General features: G+C 65.3%; 20 protein-coding genes and 1 pseudogene. 7 read left to right on the top strand and 14 right to left on the bottom strand.

Annotation, left to right across the window (positions count from 1 at the left end):
- Positions 1–5 precede the first annotated feature (5 nt).
- The 3 genes from OYT95_RS36515 to OYT95_RS36505 are packed head-to-tail and all read right to left on the bottom strand — an operon-like array spanning position 6 to position 3,769.
- Positions 6–1,199, bottom strand: coding sequence for an acyl-CoA dehydrogenase family protein (locus tag OYT95_RS36515; RefSeq protein ID WP_268790389.1), 1,194 nt, complete (start codon positions 1,197–1,199; stop codon positions 6–8).
- A 24-nt stretch (positions 1,200–1,223) separates the two neighbouring features.
- Entirely contained in the window at positions 1,224–2,417 is a 1,194-nt protein-coding gene (locus tag OYT95_RS36510; RefSeq protein WP_245973234.1) for a CaiB/BaiF CoA transferase family protein, read from the bottom strand.
- A gap of 5 nt (positions 2,418–2,422) precedes the next feature.
- The gene (locus tag OYT95_RS36505) at positions 2,423–3,769 is read right to left on the bottom strand and encodes an MFS transporter (RefSeq protein ID WP_268790388.1); all 1,347 of its coding nucleotides are present in this window, start codon (positions 3,767–3,769) and stop codon (positions 2,423–2,425) included.
- A 246-nt stretch (positions 3,770–4,015) separates the two neighbouring features.
- On the opposite strand from OYT95_RS36505, the gene OYT95_RS36500 reads away from it, so the two are divergent.
- The 5 genes from OYT95_RS36500 (at position 4,016) to OYT95_RS36480 (ending at position 9,724) form a co-directional block, all read left to right on the top strand.
- Complete coding sequence (locus tag OYT95_RS36500; protein ID WP_245973233.1) at positions 4,016–5,041, top strand: LysR family transcriptional regulator; 1,026 nt, start codon at positions 4,016–4,018, stop codon at positions 5,039–5,041.
- Positions 5,042–5,173: 132 nt separating this feature from the next.
- A complete protein-coding gene (locus tag OYT95_RS36495; protein ID WP_112298390.1) occupies positions 5,174–5,968 on the top strand; it encodes an enoyl-CoA hydratase-related protein in 795 nt (264 codons plus the stop codon).
- A gap of 128 nt (positions 5,969–6,096) precedes the next feature.
- Positions 6,097–7,320, top strand: coding sequence for an MFS transporter (locus tag OYT95_RS36490; protein WP_268790387.1), 1,224 nt, complete (start codon positions 6,097–6,099; stop codon positions 7,318–7,320).
- Positions 7,317–8,501, top strand: coding sequence for a CaiB/BaiF CoA transferase family protein (locus OYT95_RS36485; protein WP_268790386.1), 1,185 nt, complete (start codon positions 7,317–7,319; stop codon positions 8,499–8,501). Before OYT95_RS36490 ends, OYT95_RS36485 begins: the two co-directional genes overlap by 4 nt.
- Before the next feature lie 74 nt (positions 8,502–8,575).
- Positions 8,576–9,724, top strand: a complete 1,149-nt coding sequence (locus tag OYT95_RS36480) for an acyl-CoA dehydrogenase family protein (RefSeq protein ID WP_268790385.1) — start codon at positions 8,576–8,578, stop codon at positions 9,722–9,724.
- A 230-nt stretch (positions 9,725–9,954) separates the two neighbouring features.
- Here the strand turns inward: OYT95_RS36480 and OYT95_RS36475 are convergent, their stop codons facing one another.
- From OYT95_RS36475 to OYT95_RS36460, 4 genes are all read right to left on the bottom strand, one after another.
- Entirely contained in the window at positions 9,955–10,113 is a 159-nt protein-coding gene (locus OYT95_RS36475) for a hypothetical protein (RefSeq protein ID WP_268790383.1), read from the bottom strand.
- 295 nt (positions 10,114–10,408) lie between these two features.
- Entirely contained in the window at positions 10,409–11,434 is a 1,026-nt protein-coding gene (locus tag OYT95_RS36470; protein ID WP_268790382.1) for a MerR family transcriptional regulator, read from the bottom strand.
- Positions 11,435–11,448: 14 nt separating this feature from the next.
- On the bottom strand, positions 11,449–12,114 hold the full coding sequence (locus tag OYT95_RS36465) for a HEAT repeat domain-containing protein (RefSeq protein WP_268790381.1): 666 nt from the start codon (positions 12,112–12,114) through the stop codon (positions 11,449–11,451).
- A gap of 287 nt (positions 12,115–12,401) precedes the next feature.
- Positions 12,402–13,589 carry a serine hydrolase domain-containing protein gene (locus tag OYT95_RS36460; protein WP_037231767.1) on the bottom strand — a complete coding sequence of 396 codons (1,188 nt, stop codon included), beginning with the start codon at positions 13,587–13,589 and terminating at the stop codon, positions 12,402–12,404.
- A 460-nt stretch (positions 13,590–14,049) separates the two neighbouring features.
- Between OYT95_RS36460 and OYT95_RS36455 the strand changes: the two genes are divergently transcribed.
- On the top strand, positions 14,050–14,550 hold the full coding sequence (locus tag OYT95_RS36455; RefSeq protein ID WP_235214318.1) for a hypothetical protein: 501 nt from the start codon (positions 14,050–14,052) through the stop codon (positions 14,548–14,550).
- Positions 14,551–14,815: 265 nt separating this feature from the next.
- Positions 14,816–14,920: pseudogene (locus OYT95_RS44840) on the top strand (hypothetical protein); the annotation flags it as partial.
- 134 nt (positions 14,921–15,054) lie between these two features.
- Here OYT95_RS44840 and OYT95_RS36445 read toward each other — a convergent pair.
- The 7 genes from OYT95_RS36445 to OYT95_RS36415 all read right to left on the bottom strand — a co-directional run bounded on the left by OYT95_RS36445 (position 15,055) and on the right by OYT95_RS36415 (position 22,713).
- Entirely contained in the window at positions 15,055–16,092 is a 1,038-nt protein-coding gene (locus tag OYT95_RS36445; RefSeq protein WP_268790379.1) for an ABC transporter substrate-binding protein, read from the bottom strand.
- 326 nt (positions 16,093–16,418) lie between these two features.
- On the bottom strand, positions 16,419–18,587 hold the full coding sequence (locus OYT95_RS36440) for an acetate--CoA ligase family protein (protein ID WP_268790378.1): 2,169 nt from the start codon (positions 18,585–18,587) through the stop codon (positions 16,419–16,421).
- Between the two features lie 5 nt (positions 18,588–18,592).
- Complete coding sequence (locus tag OYT95_RS36435) at positions 18,593–19,381, bottom strand: enoyl-CoA hydratase-related protein (protein ID WP_268790377.1); 789 nt, start codon at positions 19,379–19,381, stop codon at positions 18,593–18,595.
- A complete protein-coding gene (locus OYT95_RS36430) occupies positions 19,378–19,776 on the bottom strand; it encodes a Zn-ribbon domain-containing OB-fold protein (RefSeq protein ID WP_052033099.1) in 399 nt (132 codons plus the stop codon). The genes OYT95_RS36435 and OYT95_RS36430 overlap by 4 nt, the downstream gene beginning before the upstream one ends.
- On the bottom strand, positions 19,766–20,941 hold the full coding sequence (locus tag OYT95_RS36425) for a thiolase family protein (RefSeq protein WP_328286526.1): 1,176 nt from the start codon (positions 20,939–20,941) through the stop codon (positions 19,766–19,768). Before OYT95_RS36425 ends, OYT95_RS36430 begins: the two co-directional genes overlap by 11 nt.
- Positions 20,942–21,318: 377 nt before the next feature.
- A complete protein-coding gene (locus OYT95_RS36420) occupies positions 21,319–21,603 on the bottom strand; it encodes a hypothetical protein (protein WP_268790376.1) in 285 nt (94 codons plus the stop codon).
- A 78-nt stretch (positions 21,604–21,681) separates the two neighbouring features.
- Positions 21,682–22,713 carry a 2-oxo acid dehydrogenase subunit E2 gene (locus OYT95_RS36415; protein ID WP_268790375.1) on the bottom strand — a complete coding sequence of 344 codons (1,032 nt, stop codon included), beginning with the start codon at positions 22,711–22,713 and terminating at the stop codon, positions 21,682–21,684.
- Positions 22,714–22,715 lie beyond the last annotated feature (2 nt).

Here is a 22,715-nt window from a genome sequence, read left to right as displayed (position 1 = left end):
ATCGCTCACACTCGATACGAGTTGGGTAGCGCGCCGTCCGTCGCGACCTGTCGGATCATCGCCTTGGCCAGGTTTCGTTCATGGACCGGGGAGGATCCCTCGTAGATGCGCAGCGCACGAACATCACGCCACATCCGCGGCACAGGGTGCGCCCCGACGATGCCCTCACCGCCCAGTAGCTGAACGCAACGGTCGGCGACCCGGCTCGCCATCTCGGAGCTGTACAGCTTGGCGGCGGCGATGCGGTGGCGTGGGATGTCGCCCGCGTCGAACGCTCGCGCACTCTCCACTGTCAGTGCACGCCCGGCCTCGAGTTCGGCGAAGCCGGCTCCGAGTGTCGCCTGAACCGCGCCGAGATCCGCCAGCGGAGCACCGAACTGTCGGCGGCCGTTGACATGCGACGTCGTCTCTTCCAACATTCGAGTGGCCTGGCCGACACAGGTCGCGGCGACGTGCAAGCGGGCATGGTTGATGCCGCGCAGTGCCATTGTCAGCCCCGAGCCCTCGAGACCCCCGAGAAGATTCGCCGCGGGCACCTCGACACTGTCGAAGTAGACCTCACCGACCGGCGCCTCGGCGTGCCCGTTCATGATCGTGGGCAGGACCGTCCGCACGCCGGGCGAGGAGGCGTCCACGATGAGGGCTGAGACCCCGCCGGCGCCCTCGTCGGATTCGTCGGTCCGTGCGAAGACGACGAACGCGTCCGCCCAGGCGGCGTTCGTGATGTACCGCTTGCTTCCGTCGAGCACGTACACGTCGCCTCGACGCACGGCGGTGGTGCGCAGGTGGGCTGCATCCGAGCCCGCCGCTTCCTCGGTGAGAGCGAATGCCGTGACCAACTCGCCTGCGGCCATGGCCGGAAGCATCCGCCGGCGCTGTTCCTCGGTGCCGTGGTCGAGGATCGCCTGCGAACACAGTCCGATCACGGTCGAGAAGCGTGACCGGTAGACGCACGACGCACGGGTGAATTCGAAGGTGAGCTGGACCTGCTGCTCCATCGACCATTCGAGGCCACCGTACGCACGGGGGATGGAGATGCCGAACAGGCCGAGTGCCGCCATCCGCTCCAGGATTCGGGCGGGAACCTCACCCGCCTCGACCATCTCGTTCTCGGCGGGGATGAGTTCGTTTCGGGTGAAGTCGGCAATTGCCTTCCGGTAGGTGGGAAAGTCGTAGTCCAGGACCTCTGGGTCGATCATGTGCGGAACCTTTCGAAGTAGGTGTCAGTTGAGTGCGGAAATGCCAACGACGCAGCTGTCGAGCAGTCCGGCCACGTCTTCGTCCGTGTAGCCGAGTTCGTGCAGGACGGCCGCCGTGTGCTGCCCGGTGGTCGGCGCGGCGACCGATGCGGTGCGGCGACGGCCGTCGAGTGTGAAAGCCAGCCCGGGACTGGTGAACGACGCGCCGTCAGCGCCGGCGACGTCGACGAGGACGCCGGAAGCCACGACATCCTTGTCCTCGGCCAGGTCGTCGAAGGATCGGATTGCGCCGCATACGATCTGGGCGGACAGCAACCGCTCCACGGCCTGATCGCGCGTCATCGTGCCGAACGCCTCGGAGAGAGTCGTCAAGAGTTCGTGCCGGTGCGCGACGCGCGCCGGGTTGTCGGCGAACCGCGGATCGTCGATCATGTCCGCGCGGTCGATGAGATGACAGAGCGCAGACCACTTTTCGTCCGTGTAGGCCGAGAGCACGATCTTTCCGTCCGTCAGGGTGACGACATCCGCAGCCGGTGCGGCGTGCGCCTGACCATTTCCTTTGCGCCGCGGCGCCTGCCCCGTGATCGTGTACTCCCCCCAGTTCGCCGCCTGCATCGCGAGTGCCGCCTCCATCAGCGAGGTCTGAACGTGCGCGCCTCGACCGGTAGACGTTCGTTGGTACAGCGCGGCGAGGATGCCGGTGGCGAGTGCATTGGCCGCGGTGACGTCTGCGGCGGGCAGCCCCAGCCGTTGCGGCTCCCCGTCCGCTTCCCCAGTGACGTGCATCAGCCCGAACTCCGCCTGCGCTGCGATGTCGAGTCCCGGACGGGCGCTCGAGGGCCCGTTGACCCCGAATCCGGTCACGCTCCCGTGCACGAGTCGGGGGTAACGGCGGCTCAACTCGTCCGCTCCGATTCCCAGACGTTCGGCGGAGCCGTTGCGGAAATTCTGAACCAGCACATCGGCTTCGGCCAGCAACCGGTGGAGAATCACCCGGGCTTCTTCTCGGCTCAGATCGAGGGCGATGCTGCGTTTGTCCCTGTTGTAGGCCTGCACCATCGCTTCGCCGAACGTGCCGATGACCCGCGCCTGATCGCCGCGCAAGCTCTCGACTTTCAGGACGTCCGCGCCGAGATCCGCGAGGGTCTGGCAGGCGCTGGGTCCGGCGATGTACTGGCCGAGGTCGAGTACCCGGATGCCGGTCAGAGGTCCACTCATGGCGCTCACCGTGTCTCTCGCGCCGCGTGTTCGGCCGTCAGATCCTCGAGCCTGGCCTTGGCCCGCTCCGGGTTGAGCATCACGCCACCGACGACGCCGAGCACGCACACCGTGATGCCGACGAACATGAAACCGGTCGAGTAGCCCTGTGCCGCGCTGGGCGCATGCTCGACGATCAGTCCGAGGGCGTATGGGGCGACGATGCCCGCGACGCTGTAGGCGGCGATGATGCAGCCGAAGAACGCCACCCGCTGCCGCGCCGGCAGGAAGTCGGACGCACCCGCGAAGGCGACGGAGAACGCGACGCTGTTGACCGCAAACGCGGCAATCACGAACACCAACTGCAACGGTCCCGGCGCGAGCTGAGTGAAGATCACCATCGAGATGCCTCCGACCAGCAGGTACGCGCCGGTGAGGTAGCCGCGTGCGACCCGTGCGCTGTAACCCTTGCGGAGCAGCCGCCCGGACAGCAGGCCCGCCGAGAGCAGGACCGCAACCGCGACGACGTACGGCAATGTCACCAGCGTGCCGACGGTGCTCGCCGAGTATCCGAGCCCTTCGTTCATGTAGGCAGGCAGCCACGCCACCTTGAGCGAGGAGATGAGATAGCCGGCGAACGAGAGGAGGACGAGACCCCAGAAACTCTGCAACGTCAGCAGGCGCCGGAAGGGAACCACGATCTTGCCGTTGGGGTCTTCGATCTTCGCGACGCCCTCGACCGCAGCCTCCGTCCGCTTGAACGGCAACTTCTCCGTGTACCAGAACCACCCGATCACCCACAGCACACCCAGGGCAACGAGGACCGCGAATGCGGCGTGCCAGGACCAGGTCAGGATCACCCATGTCAGGACAGGGCCGGCCACCAGTGGGCCCACCGAGGAGCCGGCGTTGACGAGGGCGCCGGCCGTCGCCCTCCTGTCAGGCGCAAAACGGTCGGCGACGATCGACTGACATAGCGCGTGCGCGGGACCTTCGAAGAAGCCCAACGCAATTCGGCACACGAGGAGCACACCGAACGACGTCGGAGCGGTCAGGGGCAGCATGCTGACAATCCAGGTCACCATCAGCAGTCCGGCACCCCAGGTGTACGAGATCTTGCGGAGTACCGCGGTGAGGGTGACCGCACCGATGGCGAACAGCCAGAAGAAGGCACTGCTGAGCAGCCCATACTGACCTGCGGTGATTCCGAGGTCGTCACGGATCTGGTGGCTCGCCAGTCCGATCGCGGCCTTGTCGGCAAAGTTCAGCGTGAAGAACAGGAACAGCAGGACGACAATGCCCCACGCACGCCGGCTCGCACGACGCGGCGGCCGGTGCCCGGTGTCGCCCGGACTGGTTTCGATCGTCACCATGAATATCCTCCGGAAGTGTGAGCGCTCAGGCAGTGGATGGCCCCGATGGCATATGCAATGGAGACCCTGAAGCGGTACCCACAGCACAGCCGAGTCGCGGCGCAGCATCAACTGGCAATTCGCGGTCGGACCATACGGTTTTGCCTATAGGTTCTGGTCAGGTGCGTCCGGCGGGCCGGGACCGAGGGCACAACGCCGGCAGACTGGGGCACTGCCGCCACGGGCCCTGTGGGTTACGTTTCCAGCATGGACGTGCGGCAGATGGAGTATTTTCTTGCAGTCGTGGACAACGGCGGCATCAACAGAGCGGCCGAGGCCTTGCACGTCGCCCAGCCGTCGTTGTCCCAGTCCGTCCGCAAGCTCGAACAGGAGCTGAAGACCGAGCTGTTTCACCGCGTCGGCCGGGGCCTGGTTTTGGCTCCAGCCGGTGAGGCGCTGGTCGGGCCGGCACGGCAAGTGTTGCGAGAAATGGATGTCGCACGCGCGGCGGTCCGCGAGGTCCGCGAGGTCAAGCGCGGACGGATCGACATAGCCGCGCTCTCGGACATGTCGACGGATCCTCTGTCGGTGTGGGTCGCCCGCTTCAGGGTCAACCATCCCGACGTTCGGCTGCGCGTCGAAGAGCGCGATGACGTTGCGGGAGTCGCGGAACTCGTCAAGACCGGTGCGTGCGAGCTCGGCATGACGATGCTTCCGCTGCCCCGGGACGAGCTCGCGAGTCATCCCCTGGTCAGCCAGCATTTTGCACTGGTGTGCCCACCCGGAACGGAGGACGACCTGCCCGACCCCGCCCCGCTCGAGATGCTGAATGGCATCCCACTCGTCATCGGTGACCGTCATACCGCCAGTCGCGACTACATCGAGGAGATGCTGCGCAGAAGTGGAGTCGAGGCCAACATCGTCGTCGAGGTACCGCAGCGGGGAGCCGTGCTCCCGATGGTGCTGGCGGGAGCTGGAGCGGCGATCATGCCGCATCGGATCGCCGTCGAGGCACAGCAACGGGGAGCCGTCGTGAAGGAACTCGACCCTCCCCTGCGCCGGGACGTCGGAATCGTCCATCGGCGCGGCCGGCTCACCGAAGCAGCCTCGGCCTTCCTGGAGGAGTCCACGGAACTGGTGGATTCGTGGGCGAGGGCCATCGATCGCCGTATGCACGCAGGGCATTCGCGGATCGAGGCCGCCGCCCTCACTGTTGCGGCGATGGAGCGTCGCACCCTGGCCGAGTTTCGCAAGGCGTCGCCACTGCAGAGCCGAAGAGCTTCTTCGTCCTGAACCAACAGATAGGCAATTGCAGTCGATATGGGCAGATCTGCATCTTTGACGCTGCCGATTAGCGAACGTTAGATGTGATGCACGTCATCTCGAGGACGATCCCGCGATGACCGGCACTCCAGGAGGCGTTCGATGTCAGCTCATGTCAATTGTTCGATCAGTGACGGTGTCGCGACCGTGACGCTCACCAATCCTGCACGGCGAAACGCACTTTCATATCAGATGTTCGAGGAACTGGGAGACACATTTCGATCCCTCGAAGGGGCGGCGGAGGTCCGTGTCATCGTGCTCACCGGCGCCGGTTCGGCTTTCTGTGTCGGCGCCGACCTCGCAGCCGACCCACAGAAGCGATCTCTGCGCGGTGACTCGATCGAAAGCGACACCGCCCGGCTTCGGCTGGCAAGCCAGGTGGCGCAGCAGCTGTATCTGATGCCGCAACCGACCATCGCCGCCATCAACGGCGCCTGCGCCGGTGCCGGTCTGTCGCTGGCAGCGGCCGCAGACTTCCGGATCGCAGCGGACAGTGCCGTATTCAACACCGCATTCCTGACTGCCGGCTTGTCCGGCGACCTCGCCGGGATCTGGTTCCTCACCCGCGCCCTCGGCGGTGCGCGAGCGCGAGAGCTGTTCCTGGCACCGGACAAGTTCGGCGCGGACCGGGCCGCGGAACTCGGTCTCGTGAGTGAGATCGTGCCGGCCGACGGGCTCGACAAAGCTGCGCACGCACTTGCCGATCGGCTGACGCGCTGCGCGCCGATTGCCGTGCGGGCGATGAAGCAGAACCTGATCAATGCGCAGACAGCGCCGCTCGCCGACTACCTCGTCACCGAAGTCGATCGCATGGTCCGGTGTTTCCACACCGACGACGCCAAGGAGGCCGCAGCGGCCTTCCTGCAGAAGCGCCGACCCGCCTTCACGGGACAGTGACGCACCTCCCGCATGCCATGAACGGAGTTCACCCCTTGACGCTCAATACTTCTCGTCGACGACGATCAGTTGCTACAACGCCCTCCACGCCGGCTGCTTGGACGATAACGCTTCTGCTACTGGTCTTCATGCTGCTGAATTTCGCCGACAAGGCGGTTCTCGGTTTCGCGGGCGTCCACATCATGAAGGATCTGGGACTCACGCCCCAACAGTTCGGGATGGTGCAGAGCGCATTCTTCTGGCTCTTCGCCGTCGGCGCCATCGTGATCGGTGCACTGACTTCGAAGATCAACGTGCGCTGGCTACTGTCTGCGGTCATGCTCGTCTGGATCGTTACGATGTTGCCGTTGCTCGGTCCTGTCAGCCTCATTGTCCTGCTCGCCTGCCGCATCATGCTCGGATTCGCGGAAGGTCCCGCCTTCGCGCTGGCAACCCATGTCGTGCACTCGTGGTTCCCGCCGGAGAGGCGCGCCCTGCCCGCCGGCGTCGTGGCCGCCGGGGCATCCATCGGACCGCTCATCGCAGCACCCACCCTGACCTGGGTGATCGTCACGTGGTCCTGGCACGCCGCCTTCGGAGTGCTCATCGCGGCGGGCCTCGTGTGGTCGATCGCTTGGCTCCTCCTCGGCAAGGACGCCCCGGAATCGGTCACTACCCGGAATCCGGAGACCACTGCAGCGGCCGACCTTCCGGCGGAGGCGCCGTACCGAGTCCTGCTCACCACCGGAACAATCGTCGGCATCGCACTGCTGACCTTCTTCTCGTACTGGTCCACCACCCTGAAGATTTCCTGGCTGCCGCTGTTCCTGTCCGATGGTCTGGGCTACGACACGATCACCGCCGGACGGTTGATCACGCTTCCGTACGCGGTCGCGGCCGTAGCCTCGATCAGCGCGGGCCTTTTGTCGAACGCGTTGACCGCGCGCGGCGTCTCACGGCGGATCACCAGGGGATATCTGACCGGTGGTCTGGTCGTCGCCGCTGGAGTCTCGATGTTCCTGTTCACCACGATCGGTACCGGGCCGTTGCAGATGGTCCTCATTACGCTTGCATTCTCGTTGAACACCGCCGCGTACGCGGTGGCCTTCGTCGCCGTCGGCGACCTGGTGCACCCCAAGCAGCGTGGCACCATCCTCGGCTGCCTCGTCGCGTTCTACAGCATGGCCGGTGTCATCGCGCCACTCCTGCTCGGCCACTTCGTCGGCGACGCGGCGGACAAGGCGAGCGGTTACGGTCAGGGGTTCGCGATCACCGGACTGCTCATGGTCTTCGGCGGCCTGGCCGCCACGTTCTTGGTGCGGCCAGATCGAGATGCGGTCAAAATCTCTGCACGAGTGGAGGTGTCGAATTGAACCAGCCACTCGACGGTGTGCGGGTAGTCGACTTCGGGCAGTTCATCGCGGCTCCGGCTGCGACGCAGATCCGGGTCGACCTGGGCGCAGATGTCATCAAGGTCGAGCCGGTGACCGGTGAGGCGGCCCGGACGATCGGCCTCTACGGCGAGGCCATTCTGCGGACCTACAATCGCGGAAAGCGCGCCGTCGCCGTCGACCTCGCGACTCCGTGCGGACAGCAGCTCGCACACCGGCTCGTCGCCGATGCCGACATCGTCGTGCAGAATTTACGACCGGGCGTGATGGAGCGTTTCGGGCTCGGTGCTGCCGCCGTCCGCGCGGCGCACCCTCAGGTGATCTATGCGACGGTGAGCGGATTCGGGCTACACGGGCCATCGAAGCAACGAGCCGGCCTCGACATCGCCGCCCAGGCCGAGAGCGGAATCATGTGGGTCACCGGTGAAGCCGACGGCGAACCGCAGCGAGTCGGCTTCCCGGTCGTCGACGCTGCCGCAGCCCAAGTGTTTGCGCAGGCGATCCTCGGCGCCTACGTCCGCAGGCTTCGCTTCGGAACCGGGGACGAGGTGGAGGTCTCCCTGCTCGAGGTGGCAGTGCACCTGCAGGGACCCAACTGGGGTGAATACCTGCTGACCGGCAAACCACCGGTGCGCAGTGGTAACGGGCAACCGACCGTGGCCCCAGCAGCCGACATCATGCCCACACTGGACGGCGCGATCGTGCTGTCCGCCTATTCGGCATCGCACTTCGCGAAGCTGTGCGAACTGATCGCACGCCCCGACCTGGCACGGGACGAGCGGTTCGAATCCAACGCGGCGCGGGTCCGGAACCGATCAGCACTACTCATCGAGCTGCGTGCCGCCTTCGCGGATCAGAGCACCGACCAGGCGATGGACCTGCTCACCCCGAACGGGATTGTCGCCGGGCGCATCAGCAGCTACGACGAGGTGCGCAAGAACCCCGACGTGGAGGCCACCGGTCTCTTCATCGAGGTCGACGGTGCCGACGGCACACAGCACACCACACTGGGGGCACCGTGGAACCTGAGTAGCGTCCCCAGTTCGAGCCGTGCGGGTGCGCCGACCCTCGGTCAGCACACGGCGGAAATCCTCGGCCGGCTCGGCTACTCGCCGGAGGATATCGCGGATCTGCAGGCGCAGCGCGTGATTCACCTCCCCTAACACTTGCCATCTCGACAACGAGGACCGGCAATATGTCGACTCCTCCCCTACCCGTACCTGATTCAGGAGAGACCATGATCAGAGACATCTACACCGAGGACCACGAAGCGTTCCGGCAGACCGTGCGGCAGTTCGTCGGCAAGGAGATCGTGCCGCACATCCCCGAGTGGGAGGCGGCCGGGCTCGTGCCACGGGAACTGTTCAGAAAATCCGCTGAGATCGGCATCAACGGCCTGCAGATCCCCGAGGAGTTCGGCGGCGGCGGCGTCGACAGCTTCCGGTTCAATGCGATCGTGCTCGAGGAAAACGGCTACGCCGCAGCGACGTTGGGCGGCCTCCAGGTGCACCTGTGCACGGTGCTGCCGTACTTCCTGGAATTCGCGGACGAGAATCAGAAGGCACGGTGGCTCCCCGGGTTCGCCGACGGATCACTGGTCAGCTCGATCGCGATGACCGAACCCGGCACCGGTTCCGACCTGGCGGGCATCACTACCACCGCGGTGCGCGACGGCGACTCCTACATCCTCAACGGCGCGAAGACCTTTATCACCGGCGGTATCAACGCCGACCTCGTCGTGGTGGTGGCCCGCACCTCCGACGGCCGAGGTAACCGTCGTCAGGGGCTGTCACTGCTCGTCGTCGAATCCGGAATGCCCGGATTCAGTCGCGGACGCAACCTCGACAAGATGGGTCTCAAGGCACAGGACACCGCCGAGCTGCTGTTCGACGACGTCCGCGTGCCCGCGGCAAACCTGCTCGGAACCGAGGGAGAGGCCTTCACCATGCTGACCGCGAACCTGCCCCAGGAAAGACTGACGATCGCGGTGACCGCGCAGGCGACGGCCATGGCCGCCCTGCAGATGGCGATGGACTACGTCAAGGAGCGCAAGGTGTTCGGACAACGAGTCGCGGACTTCCAGAACACCAAATTCGTGCTCGCCGACTGCGCCACCGAACTCGAAGCCGGCCAGGCGCTCGTAGACCGCGCCATCACCGCTCTCGACGCGGGCACCCTCACCGCGGCCGATGCGGCGAAAGCGAAACTATTCTGCACGGAGATGCAGTCCCGGGTGATCGACCGGTGCCTGCAATTGCACGGTGGTTACGGCTACATGCGCGAGTATCCGATATCCCGGCTGTACACCGATGCACGCGTGTCCCGAATTTTCGGTGGCACGAGTGAGGTCATGAAGAGTGTCGTCTCGAAATCACTGGATCTCTGAGACGTCGACGAGGCCGCAGTTCGGCGACTGTCTCGCCCCGATGATCATTGTGCCGGGCCCGGGCTCACAGAAGGGGTGATCTCGTGCCGTAGCCGGCACCGCTCGTGAACGAACTCTGCACTGGCGGCGACGAAGTCGGCCTCACCGGTGAGCGGCGCAGCACTGCCGATCCGGAAGCTCACACGTCAGGGACGTCGGGTGCGACCTGGTCGGTATGGTGCAGCGTTCGCTCATTCGTCACTGAAGAGTGGCCGGTGGATCTCGGCGGATGTCGGAATGGGTGAATCACCGGTGCGCGGCGCCTCGTGGACGGGCTCTGGGGTGCTGTGGGTCAGCGTTCGCTGCGCGGAGAAAAGTGGAAGTTCGGACTTGTCGTGATCGATGGTCATTCGGTTCCTTTGTTTCAGGTGTGATGGGTGCAGCCGGCAGACGTGATGTCGGCCGGGGAAATCAGTGTTCGAAATGTTCCGCGGTCCGCGTGATGCCGTGGGCGCGGTCGGCGTGAACCTGGACCGGGCCGACGAACACAGACACACGTTCGGCTCGTCATCGGGCGTGGTGTCGGCGACGGATCAGAAAAGGCGACGTGCCCACCCTGGGCGATGGCCGTGCGGTGCACATCTGCGTACCGATGCACACAGCCTATACCACGACACTCTCCGGCCGTCGAAAAGACGTCCTGGGTCACCGACCGTCAACGATCTGTCTCCGTCCGCGGTCCTGCGTGTTCACGATCGCTGCCGCAGTCGACGCGATCGTCCGGTCGCCGTCGTGGGTCAGCCTGTCCAGTGCCCTCTGTGCTGCCGTGCCGGGAATCTCGGCAAGCGCCTGCGTGATCCGCAACCGCGTGGGCGAATCATCGGCGTTGTCGAGCTTGTCCTGCATGACCTCGACGATGTCGTCGGCCGAGGGTGACACCGTCGTCAACAGGCCCAGCACTTCGGCAGCCTCGACGTCGCGGCGCCCCTCGACGACCATCTCGATCAGGGCGGGGATGGAGTCGACGCTTCCGCGAGAACCGAGCGCGAGTGCTGCGTAACCGCGGACCGTGGCGTCCGAATCGTCGAGAGTTCGTCTCAGCTGAACCGTTGCCTCCGGGGTCTGGATTTCCGCTATCGCGGCAGTGGCGCGACGCCGGACGTCGACCTCCTCGGCGTCCAGACCGTTGGCCAGATCCGCGAGTCCCCGGCCGGCGACCCGCGCCAGCGACCACTGCAGCGCTCCGGCCACATTGGGGTCGTCCTCCGACAGGATGGCCTCGACCAATGCTTCGACGGGCAGCGACGAATTCTCGCTCTGAGACAGGATCGCTTGTTGACGACGTGCCGCGGACTCCGATTCGAGCGCGCGCAACAGACCGACGATGCGCAGGACCTCCTCCCACTCCGCCGGCGAGGCGGCGTCGACGCGTTCGAGCTTGCCGAGCAGTTCCTCCTCGGCGGCGATCCGCTGGCGCGTATGTCGGATGAGGTCTCCCACCAGATCTGCCGGTGCGAAATCAGGCTCGTCCAGTGCCCGCTTGGCCTCGTTCAACGACAGTCCCAATGTTCTCAAGCTCTCGACCTGGAAGAGCCGTCGGATGTCGTCGGCGGAGTACTCTCGGTAGCCGCCGGACGTGCGGCCCGTGGGCTTCACCAGTCCCAACCTGTCGTAGTGGCGCAACATCCGTGCACTGACACCACAACGCCGAGAGACCTCACCGATCAACATCCCATCTCCTCCTTCTACGTGTCCGGACCGACGACCGCGACACGCTTCGCCGTCTCGACCGCGAGGGTGAACCCGCTGTCGGGGTCATTACAGAGCTGCGTCGTCGCCTCCGCATGCGCACGAACCCGCGGATCTGAACTCGTCCCGGCTGCGTCGAGGACCGGTACGACAACGTCCCCGAGTGCCACCAGCGCACGGCTCAGACTGAGCTGCATGTGCTGGTCGCCCCGTCCGAGTTCCGTCGCCAGATCGGCCGCGAGCGCAGCCTCGTCGCCGGGCGGCACGAGTGCCACGGCCGCCCGCCACGCGCTGCGCGCGACGTCGTCGTGCTCGTCGTGCAGCAGTGCCGACACGGCGGGCCAGGCGAGCCGATCCCCGATCTTGGACAGGGTGTGCAGCGACTGACTGCGGGCCTGCGCGGTGTCGGAACCGAGCTCTCGGACGAGTCTCGGCACCGTGATCCCGGTCGGCAGGCGGCACAATGCCCAGGTCAGCATGTCGCGGACGAAGAAGTCCGGTTCCACGGCGCACCGATCGACGAGAGTGTCCGTGAGACGCGGATCAGGGCGCGTACCTGCAGAGAGCGCCGCCCGCAGCCGAACCGACGGGTCGGCTGCGGCCAGAGCGTCGACGAGGTGAGCATTCGACCCACCGTGGCTGGTTGTGTTCACGACAACCACCTCCTTCGTCGACCATTCGAGTCCTTGTCACTGTGTCAGGGTCAAGCCTCGTTTGTCAGAGGCGTCGATCAGATGGAGGGTGCGGTTGTGGCACAGGTGGTCCACCGAATAACAGAAACCCGACCGTGCCCTGCTGCGCAGTGCACCCTGCGTCGACAGTCCTGAAGGATGCGAATCGTCCCGACGACCGACTCGAACCGTCTTGGCGACAGGGGTTCTCGACTGTTTTCACCACCGCGAGGCGGCTCGTCGGGTCGGTCCGGCCGACCAAGCAGGTACCGGGTCGGTCAGGGCACCTTCGGCGGGTTGTCGGGGAGGAGAACGGCACCGATCTCGTTGCCGATCGGCACAGCATTGTTGTTGTTTGCGTTGGCCGTCGGTCCGAGCGTGACGTATACGACGATCGTGGTCTTTGTCTCCTTTTCGTAGAGAGCGACGCCGTTGTAGCCCCCGAAGGCCGGGTTCATGAGCAGCCAACTGCTCAAGTGAACGGTTCCGAATGCGAAGTACTTGTCCGCCGTCAGCGGGCCCAGCCCGGCGGTCTTGTCCGCCATCATCTCCGTGAACGCCGCGTCGGACAGCAGCTCACCGGTGCCGAGCGCACGAACCCAACGAGCGACTTCGGCCACGGTGGAGTTCATGTTGCCGCTGTTGAGGAACGCCGTGGGACTCCAGAACGTGGAGTCCTCGAAGACGCCCCGTTCGTTCGTATAGCCGTGCAGGGTCGGTTCAGCCATCTGGGGTGTCAGCATCACATTGCTCTCATCCATCCCGAGCGGCGTGAAAATCCGCTCCTTCAGCAGGTCGCCCAGAGGCTTTCCCGTCGCCTTCTCGAGTACCACCCCGAGCAGACACAGATCGCTGTGCGCGTAGGCAAAGCTGGTCCCCGGCTCGAACAGCGGCGGGCGGGAATTGGCCAAGTCGAAGATTTCCTGAGACGTAAAGCCCTTGATCGGATTTGCGTAGAAGATTTTCAGGAATTCCGGGTTGGTCACGTAGTCCGAAATGCCAGTAGTGCTGTTGGCGAGCATCCGCGGGGTGATCTTGTCGGCGCGCGGAAAGTCGGGCACCCACTTGTCGATCGGCTCGTCCAGGCTCAGCGTTCCTGCTTCGTTGAGCTGCAACAGTACTGTCGACAGCATCGGCTCCATCGGCTGGCCGACTCGCACTTGCATGTCACGCGTCGCGGGTACGCCGAGAGGAGACTCACCCACAGCTCCGGCGACGATCTCCTCGTCACCGCGCCATACGCCGAATACGGCGCCGCTGAGATCGAGCTCCGCCAGCTTGCCGCGAACAATATCGACGATCTTGCCGGTATCGGGATCGTCCGTGTGCACGACGTCAGGACCGTGCTCCGTCGATTGCTGTTCGCTGCTGCGATCCTCCGATCCGCACGAGATGGTGGCGAAGACGAGAACGATGCTGAGCGCGGTGGCCGTTCGACGCAGCCGGATACGAGTCGACATGCTCATGGGGTCGATCCCTTCGTGCGGAGGGTCGAGCGGGAGTCGCTGCTCAATGGGATTCTAGGCGGAGACTGTCGCAACCCAGGGAGGTTCCGACCGTTATTCGCAGGCCACCGTTCAGTCGAGTTGTGGAGTCGATCGGATATGCGGGACGTCCTGACCTGGCCTTCCGGAACCGAGGGCGACGTAAGCCGTTGAACGTGGGCTGCAGCTGGGTCTTCTCGTCCAGCTGTACCCCGAACATGAACCCCTGCACGCGCTCCCGATGCTCGGGAACACAGCGACAGGGTCGCCGCGACCGCAGGCGTCAGCGCGTCCGCCACAGTCGGCGCCTGTCAGCTCCCCATCAACCCGCGGTTGGGGATCTGACGAGATCACCCACCGCCCGCGGAATGACTCGGTGCACCGAGGCCGCGAAGCCGCATAATTGAGGTGCGAGGTGAGACCGTTGCGACAGACACCCTGGTTGACGACGACGATATTGCTCGGGTTCGTTGTTCTCCTGCTTGCAGTCCACACCGGCGGCGGTGCGTCGAGCGAACCCGGCAGGGACGCGGCGCGCATGCTCGATCCCGCCGGGCCGGTCCTCACCCTCACTCCGCCGCGCGGTCAGCCGGGCGACCGCATCCGGTACTACGCGACGAATCTCTCGACCTGCGGCGGACCGTGGGCGGTGGAGTTCGGCGATCGTGTCCTGGGCGAGACCCGTCAGGTCGGCAGCGTCGCCGACTTCCGCGCCGCGGTGCCGAACCGCGGCAGTCGCGGTTTCCAGGTGGCCGGGCTGCGGTGCCTGCCGATCCCGTCGATGGTGGTGCAAACGACGTTCGAGGTGCTCCCGGTGACACCCTCGTCGGAGCCGACCACCACCTGGACGCTGCCGCCACCACCAGAGCTGCCGACGCGGACGACGAGACCCACACCGACCCCCACCACCACGCTCACAGCTCCTGATGACGCGGAGCCGTAGTAGCGGCCGCACGCAACACTTCCCCCCTCGATGGCCACGCGTCGACCAAATGGGCCCACCCCACACACCACTGACCGGAACCGAAATCCGTTCCTCGTAGATATTGTCGGCGTCCCGTACCGTTCGCTGCACCTGCGGGTGACGTGACCACGCCGCTCCTGATCGGGGTGGTCCTCGGCGCCGACTACGTGGTGAGCAAGTCCCTTGTCACCGCACACGCCCCTCGCAGTTTCCGCGGCCGGCTGATGAGCCTGCTCGCGGTGGCCTGGGCACCGGCTACGTTGCCGCCTACCTCGTCGGCTACCTACTCACCCAGCTCGGCGGCGAGTCCTGGCGATACATGCTCGCCGCCAGCGCTGTTCCCGCTCTGCTGATCTTCTCGTTCCGCCTCGGCGTTCCGGAGTCCCCGCTGTGGCTGACCGCAGCCAGGATCGACGCAACGCTGATGCCTCACCTGCAGATCGAGCCGAGAATTTCGCGTCGGATCGCGCAAGAAGCGGGCACCTACTGGATGAATCGCTTTTCCCAGCCGGACTGGTATTCGGTGAGTGATTCGGGCGTCAGATCGGACGGGTTGGGCAGCGCGATGTCCTGGGCTCGCGCGACGCTTCCTTCGATGCCGGGAAGGGCGCTCGCGTAGCCGAGTGACAGCGCCTTCTGACCGGCGGGGGTCGCCATGAAGTTCGCCAGCACCTGCGCCGCATTCGGGTGCGGCGCCGCGGAGAGGACGTGAGTGAACCATGGAGTTCCCCACCGAGGATCGGGCAATGCCCAGTCCACCGGTGCGCCCGATTCCTTTTCCCGCACCAGGGGTTGCACCATAGGGGTTGCGACGATCTCGCCTGACGTCAGGGCCTGAGCGACCCCCAGTGCACTCGGGTAGATGCGTGGCTTCAGCTCTGCGAGTCGCTGGAGGAAATCTTCGCCGAAGTTCTTCTCGTAGAATCGGTAGAGATCGACGTACGAGGCGATACCGGACGGGTTGACGATTCCGATCTTGCCCTTCAACGCGGGATCGAGCATATCCGTCGGCTTCTGCAGACCACTCGGAAGTGCTGTCGTGTTCCATCCGAGAGAAAACACCGCCGCACTCGTCAAGAAGAACTTGTCGGAAATGATGCTCTTCTGCGGTTCGTACTCCGGCGCATCGAATGCCGGGCCGACGAGATCGGTCGAGTAGGTGCCCGACTCGGCGGCCGTCTCGATCCACGCGGCGTCCGTCAGCATGTGCACGTCAGCGGTTCCACGCTTCGTCTGATTCTCGACCTCGACCTTCGGGTTGATATCGGCGTCGGTTCCCCGGACGTATTCGAGGGAGATCTCGGGATACTCCTGCTCGAAGGCCACTTTGAGAGCGTCGAGATTGGCGGGCTTCTGGCTCGAGTACAGCAGCACACTGCCTTCGCCCTTGGCGGCTGCGACGACGTCGTCCCACGTGCCGGACACTGGTTGGTTGGCGCCGGAACCGCCGGATCCGCAAGCGGCGGAGGCGAAAGCAGCGATCACAGCGACCGCCATCAGCTTTATCTGCACACTTCTCATGACATGCAAGCCCTTTCGTATCGGTTCGACGAATGCGAACCTGCGTATTCGAGACGGAGCCAGGAGTCTCACACAGAAGGAACGCGTACGCCGCGAACGATCTGACCAGTGCAGCAACATGATCGGGACGTGCATGCATACGTGTGACCATGGATGCACGTTGTCCGCCGCCGGGGTTGCAAGAGCGGGCCGGTTCCCTCGTGTGAACGAACGGCAGTACGCTTGACTTGAATTGAAATCAGTTTGAATCTAGATAGGTCTAGGCGTGATGTCAATCGTCTGTCCGGACGGCGGTGACAGGCGCCTCGTCGCACCGGTGGACGAGTTCACCGGGACGAAGCGCCTGTCACCCTGCCGCCCGCCTCACCGACTTCCGCTTGGTCACGAGCATTGCCGCTGGGCGCCCAGACGATCGATGCGTCGAGGGCTTCGACGGTCGAGCCCTGCACGCGGAACGGGTTGATCTCGATGGATTCGAGTGAGTCCCCGAGCCGCTCGGCCAGGCTGGCGACGTTGAGGATCGCAGCCACCAACGCATCGAGGTCGACGGGCTCGGAGCCGCGGAACCCGTCGAGCAGAGCCTTGCCGCGCAGCTCCGACAGCATCTGTCGCACGTCGGTTTCGCTCACGGGAAGGGTCCGCAGCGCACTATCGTCGATGACGTGCACGAGGACACCACCAAGGCCGACTGCGAGAGTGAGCCCCCACTGCTGGTCGCGCACGACCCCGACGATCATCTCCACGCCTCCAGATCGCATCGATGAGATCAGAGCACCTTCGGACTGCGCGCCCGGTACTGCGAGCACCGCAGCCTGCACCTGGCGATACGCCTGTCGGACGGCCTCGGGCGAATCCAGGCCGAGGAGGACTCCACCGATGTCGCTTTTGTGGACGATATCGGGCGACACGAGCTTGACCACCAGGGGCGAACCGAGCCGACCCGCCGCTTCGACGGCCACCTCCTCGCCCCTGACATGGGCATACGGAACCGCAGGGACACCGTGCTCGACCAGGAGCGCCAGCGACTCAGCCTCGCTCCACACCCCACCGGCCCCCGCGAGGTCGGACAGGTCCGGTGCGCTCGCTGTAGGCAGGTGGTCCTGGCGAAGCCACTGCGACCACCAGATCGCATGGCCAGCCGCCTCGACCACGTGGTCAAGACCGGTCATGGCGAGCGGGATGCCAAGCTCCTCGAGATTGCGCACCGTCCCGGGGTCCATCGTCGCGATCGTCTGGTCCAGCAGGATCACCGGCGTGGCGGAACCGGCGAATGCCGGTGCGTCGATCCGCAGTCGCGCCTTGATCGCCTCGCCACGTTCCTCGGTGGGATGAACGTGGATCGCAGCGACGATCGCCACCGAAGGATCATCGGCGATCGCGAAGATCGAGTCGCGAAAGAGCTCTGGCTTCGCCGACGCTGCACCCGTCGAGTCGAGCGGGTTGCGCAGGGTGCAGAACTCCGGCAGCAACTCGGCGAGCCGCGCCCTCGTCGCGTCCGCGAGGACAGGAAGCCTGACACCCGATGCATCGGCCCGGTCGGCCACAAGGTCGCAGGCGCCGCCGGACATCGAGACGACACCCAGGTCACCTTTGGCCAGCGGGCCGGTACGTGACAGCAGCCCGGCCGTCATCACCAGCTGCTCCAAAGACCTGACCCGGATGACCCCGAACTGCCGAAGCGCCGCATCGACCAGACGGTCGTCACCGACGAGTGCACCGGTGTGACTCTGAGCGATCTCGGCGGCGAGCTCGCTCGAGCCGATCTTGAGCGCCACGATCGGCTTGCCGAGCTCGGCCGCCCGCCGCGCCAGACTTCGGAAGGTTCGGGCATCGCGGATCGACTCGATGAACATCGCCACGGAGCGGACCCGCTCGTCCTCGATGAGGATGGTGGCCATCGTGGTCGTATCGACCATCGACTCGTTGCCGGTTGAGATGACGTGGCTGACGCCGATGTTCTGCTGCGCTGCGAAGGCCGCGATCGTGTGTGCGGTCGCGCCGCTCTGCGACACGACCGCCATTCCGCCTGTGGTGAGCTCGGCCATCCGGCCGGACCACGCGGGCACCTTGTCGACGAGATTGATGAACCCCAGGCAGTTCGGTCCCACGCAGGTTATCCCGAGTTCCATAGCGAGCTCGGTGATCTGGTGCTGCAGGGCACGACCGTTGGCGCCGATCTCGTCGAAGCCGGCAGCTAGCACCACGGCGAAGCGGATCCCGGCAGCGGCGATGTCGCGCAGCGCGTTCGGGACGGCTTCGGCGGCCACCAGCAGCAGGGCGAGGTCGACCCGCTCGCCGATCTCGGAGCACGACTTGTGCGCCGACTGTCCGTGGACGGTGCCGCCCTTCCTGTTGACGAGATGCACCTGACCCCCGAACCCCAGCCGAGCGAAGTTGGAGAACGACCCTGCGGACCAGGCGGAGCGCTCCGACGCACCGACGATGACGACATTGCGGGGCGCGAGAAGCGCGCCATGGGAGTGGGTCCCGGTCATGTCAATCAGCGTCCTGTCCATTCGGGTTGTCTCTTCTCGGCGAAGGCGCGTGGCCCCTCGACGAAGTCGTGCGAGGCCAGCAACCGGTCGCGGCGGCCGTTGTCCTTGCGGAAGGCTTCGTCGATGTTCAGGAACTGGGCGTCGAAAACCGCCTCCTTGGTGAGCTGCACAGACAACGGCGAACATCTGATGATCCGGTCGGCCCACGCCTGTGCCGTCGCTATCAACTCCTCGTGGGGAACGACCTCGTTGATCAGCCCGATCCGATGGGCCTCGGGAGCATCGATCAGGTCGCCGGTCAAGAGCATCCCCATGGCCACCTTGAAGGGGATCTGACGTGCGAGCCGGTGAGCGCCCCCGGCACCGGCGAAGAGGCCGACCTTCGGCTCGGGAAGTCCCATGCGGGCATGCTCCGACGCCACGACGATGTCACAGGCCAGGATGAGCTCGAGACCGCCGCCGGCGGCGACACCGTTGACCGCCGCGATGATGGGCTTGGGGCAGTCGAAGTCGCGGGTAATGCGCCCGAACGGGGGGCGGGCCTCGCCCTGGACGTCGCCACCCCGCGCCGTACGCTCGGCCGTGACCTTGAGGTCGTTCCCCGCGCAGAAGGCGCGATCACCAGCACCGGTCAGGATCGCAACCCACACGTCTGGATCGTCGCGGAAATCTTCCCACGCCTCCTGGAGTTCGAGGTGCGCCTCGAGATGGAGGGCGTTCATCGACTCCGGCCGGTTGAGGGTCACGACCGCGACGCGGTCACGCTTCTCGTAGGTAATGAATTGATAGCTCATGAGACTCTCCGGAATCTGGGAACGGTGAACGGCTTCTCGGTGTGGTCGAAGACGGCAACGAGCTCCGACCCGATCGGCGTGCTCGCGGCGTTCTCGCCGACGAGCGAGGCGTTGAACCGGACGCCCTCCCGCGTTGCGACCGTTGCCAGGACGTACGGACCGGGAAATCTCGGGTGGGCCTGGTGCACGACGGACAAGCTGTACAACGTTGCCCTGCCGCTCGCGGCGCGCCACACAACGGTCGGCGCGAAGCAATGCAGACAGCGGTACTTCACCGGCCACATGTATCCCTCGCACGACTCGCAGAACTGCAGCATGAGCTCGCCACGGGCCGCGCCCTCGAAAAACGGGGCGCTGGCATCGTCGTAAGTGAGCTCCGGGGCGTCAGTCGGCATGTTTGCTCCAGATCGTTGTCGAGTGGAAGTTGAGGACGCCACCGTTGCCGCTGGCCAGGACAATGTCGTTCTTCGCCACCTGACGTTCGCCGGCCTGTCCCCGTGCCTGCATGATGGCCTCCGAAAGGGGGGTGAAGCCCCACATGTAGTAGCCCGACAGCTGCCCGCCGCCGGTGTTGGTGGGCAGCGAGCCACCGGGACCGAGCTTGCCGTCCGCGACGAACGCACCGCCCTCGCCTTTTTCGCAGAAGCCGTAGTCCTCCAGTGTCACCAGGACCGTGTACGTGTAGCAGTCGTAGAGCTCGAGAATGTCGACGTCGTCGCGCGTTATCCCCGCAAGCGCGAAGGCCTGCTCGCCGGCCTGCTGCGCGCCCGTGACGATCCCCGGGTCGCGTCCGGATATCTGGTTGTCCCCCGGCGCGGCTTGCGTCGCAGCCTTCAAGTGGATCGGCGGCTGCCGCAGGTCCTTCGCGCGTTCGGCCGTCGTCATCACGACGGCAACGGCACCGTTGGAGACCAGACAGCAGTCGAAGAGGTGGAACGGGTCGGCCACCATGCGCGAGGCTTGGTGGTCCTCGAGCGTCATCGGCTTCTGCATCTGCGCGTACGGGTTCATCTGTGCCCACTCGCGCTGGGCCACTGCGATTCCGCCGAGCTGCTCGCTCGTGGTGCCGTAGAGCTCCATATGCCGACGCGCGGCCAAGGCGTAGGGGACATTTCCACCGAACTCGCCATACACTGCCTTGAGGACATTCATCCCGTCCCAGACCCCGCGTGCCGCGTACGCGGCACCCGCACCGACAGCGGGCTTCAGTGGGGTGTCGCCGTATACCAGGACCACGTAATTGACCAAGCCCGCTTCCAGCGCAAGGCTGGCGTACTGGACCATCGAGCCGACTGTCGAGCCGAATGCCCTCATCGAGTTCATGATCGACAGATTCTCGAACCCCAGCGAAAACTGCAGGCGCGGGTCCATGTCCAGGTTTCCGTTGCCGTTGAGCAGCAGCCCGTCGATGTCGCTCTTCTGCAGTCCTGCGTCGTCGAGGGCTAGGCCGATCGCCTCAGCGGCGAAGTCCGCGCAGGTTCGCCCGTAAATCTTTCCCATGGCCGTTACGCCTAAGCCCACTACCGCGGTGTTCGCCGACCATCTCCGATGCGCAGTCACGCGACTGAAAGTAACTTTGCTGATCGGATCTGTCAAACTGAATTCGGTTTGGTAAGCACACCTGTAGGGTGCAGCAGCACGCTCTGCCGGTACTGCCCGATGAATCACGTTCCATACGAAGGAAGCTGCTCGATCAGCGGTTGCTCGGACGCGACCCTCGCCCGGAAACAACCATGTTCTTCGTGTCATCGAAGAACCCTCCGAGATCCGCGATAGCGTCCTCGTCGAGCTCACCGACGACACCGGGCCGGTGAAGTCGTGCTGTCGTAGTCCTCACGCCGAGGCCACCCCCGACGACGACCTCCCGCATCGATCGGTATCGCGGTGCGATACAGAACTGTCACCACGGCGTGCGCCGATACGATCGTGGCAAGACATCATTCGTCACTCGGATCGGCACTTGCGAATCGGCGCCGCACACCGACAATTTCCCAACCATGCTGCCGGCGCACGAATCCAACCTGGCTCACGAGATGCTTCAGGATCAGTACAACGTCGACTTCCTCGGCCGCGGCGCCGGGGTACAGCGAGCGCGAACTTGAAGATGCCCTCATCAGTCGGCTCACCCATTCCTCAACGAACTCGGTGGTGGCTTTTCCTTCGTCGGACGCCAGCACCAGCTCATAGTCGGGAACTACGAAGCATGAACTCGTTCCTGCCATCGGTCCGCTCGTCGGACCGAGAGTGTTCCGCGGTCTCCCCCACAGAAGAATTTGCGGCCCAACGTGAATGGCGATCGATCATCGAACGTCCTCTTCGGCGAACCCACTCCCGAGTCGGCGTTTGATCGCCGTCAGGTACCGCGCGGCGTCGGCCCCGTCGACGATGCGGTGGTCGTAGGACAGCGACAGGCACGCCATCGACCGGACATCGATCCGGAGTGCTCCGGCGGCGTCGCGGGTGGGGACGACACGGTCGACGACGGACCCGATCCCGAGGATGGCGGATTGTGGCTGGTTGAGGATCGGGGTATCGAACAGTGCACCGCGGCTGCCGGTGTTGGTGATGGTGAACGTGCCCCCGGACATGTCGTCGGGACGGATCGTTCCCGACCGCACGCTATCTGCGGAATCCGCGATCTGCCGGGCGAGCTCCGGGATCCGCAGCGCACCTGCATCTCTGATAACGGGCACCATCAGGCCCCTGTCGCTGTCGACAGCCATCCCTAGGTGCACCGCCGAGTGGTAGGTCACCTCGGTGCAGTCGGCATTCAGCGAGGAGTTGATCACCGGGTGCTCGTCGAGCGCCTCGACTGCGGCGGCGGCGAAGAACGGCAGGAACGACAGTTTCACCCCGGTCCGGCGGTGGAAAACCTCCTTCTCCCGGCTCCGCAGCCGCGCGACGGCGGTGACGTCGACCTCGACGACGGTCGTCAATTGGGCTGATGTCTGCAGGGATTCGAGCATCCGCCGTGCGATGATCCGGCGGATCCGGGGCAGTGTCCCGACGCGATCGGCAGTACCGGACACCGCGACCGGGTGGAGTTCGGGCGCGTGCTCCGGCATTGCCTTTTCGGCCCCGCCGTCGCTGATCACCGCGATGGCGCCGCCGGCCGCGACCAGTGCGTGCTCGGGAACCAGGATGTCCAGAACGATTCCGGCGGCCGGAGACGGGATCTCGGTGTCGACCTTGTCGGTGGCCACCTCGAGCAGTGGTTCACCCGCCTCGACCCGGTCCCCTCGGGCCTTGAGCCAGCGGGTGATGGTCGCCTCGGTGACGTTCTCGCCGAGCGACGGCAGCACCACCGTGGTGCCTGTCTGTGTCGTGGTCATTC

The sequence above is a fragment of the Rhodococcus sp. JS3073 genome (assembly GCF_026810085.1).
Lineage (GTDB): Bacteria > Actinomycetota > Actinomycetes > Mycobacteriales > Mycobacteriaceae > Rhodococcus_F > Rhodococcus_F wratislaviensis.
Note: the sequence above shows the minus strand (reverse complement) of the source record. Positions and strands in the feature narration are given on the sequence as shown.

What these genes read in the sequence shown, in the direction of transcription:
- OYT95_RS36435 (WP_268790377.1), bottom strand. Translation starts at nt 19,381, where the DNA reads ATGAGCTATCAATTCATTACCTACGAGAAGCGTGACCGCGTCGCGGTC.
- OYT95_RS36415 (WP_268790375.1), bottom strand. Translation starts at nt 22,713, where the DNA reads ATGACCACGACACAGACAGGCACCACGGTGGTGCTGCCGTCGCTCGGC.
- OYT95_RS36480 (WP_268790385.1), top strand. Translation starts at nt 8,576, where the DNA reads ATGATCAGAGACATCTACACCGAGGACCACGAAGCGTTCCGGCAGACC.
- OYT95_RS36500 (WP_245973233.1), top strand. Translation starts at nt 4,016, where the DNA reads ATGGACGTGCGGCAGATGGAGTATTTTCTTGCAGTCGTGGACAACGGC.
- OYT95_RS36515 (WP_268790389.1), bottom strand. Translation starts at nt 1,199, where the DNA reads ATGATCGACCCAGAGGTCCTGGACTACGACTTTCCCACCTACCGGAAG.
- OYT95_RS36445 (WP_268790379.1), bottom strand. Translation starts at nt 16,092, where the DNA reads ATGAGAAGTGTGCAGATAAAGCTGATGGCGGTCGCTGTGATCGCTGCT.
- OYT95_RS36440 (WP_268790378.1), bottom strand. Translation starts at nt 18,587, where the DNA reads ATGACCGGGACCCACTCCCATGGCGCGCTTCTCGCGCCCCGCAATGTC.
- OYT95_RS36430 (WP_052033099.1), bottom strand. Translation starts at nt 19,776, where the DNA reads ATGCCGACTGACGCCCCGGAGCTCACTTACGACGATGCCAGCGCCCCG.
- OYT95_RS36505 (WP_268790388.1), bottom strand. Translation starts at nt 3,769, where the DNA reads ATGGTGACGATCGAAACCAGTCCGGGCGACACCGGGCACCGGCCGCCG.
- OYT95_RS36490 (WP_268790387.1), top strand. Translation starts at nt 6,097, where the DNA reads ATGCTGCTGAATTTCGCCGACAAGGCGGTTCTCGGTTTCGCGGGCGTC.
- OYT95_RS36420 (WP_268790376.1), bottom strand. Translation starts at nt 21,603, where the DNA reads ATGGCAGGAACGAGTTCATGCTTCGTAGTTCCCGACTATGAGCTGGTG.
- OYT95_RS36475 (WP_268790383.1), bottom strand. Translation starts at nt 10,113, where the DNA reads ATGACCATCGATCACGACAAGTCCGAACTTCCACTTTTCTCCGCGCAG.
- OYT95_RS36495 (WP_112298390.1), top strand. Translation starts at nt 5,174, where the DNA reads ATGTCAGCTCATGTCAATTGTTCGATCAGTGACGGTGTCGCGACCGTG.
- OYT95_RS36510 (WP_245973234.1), bottom strand. Translation starts at nt 2,417, where the DNA reads ATGAGTGGACCTCTGACCGGCATCCGGGTACTCGACCTCGGCCAGTAC.
- OYT95_RS36470 (WP_268790382.1), bottom strand. Translation starts at nt 11,434, where the DNA reads ATGTTGATCGGTGAGGTCTCTCGGCGTTGTGGTGTCAGTGCACGGATG.
- OYT95_RS36460 (WP_037231767.1), bottom strand. Translation starts at nt 13,589, where the DNA reads ATGAGCATGTCGACTCGTATCCGGCTGCGTCGAACGGCCACCGCGCTC.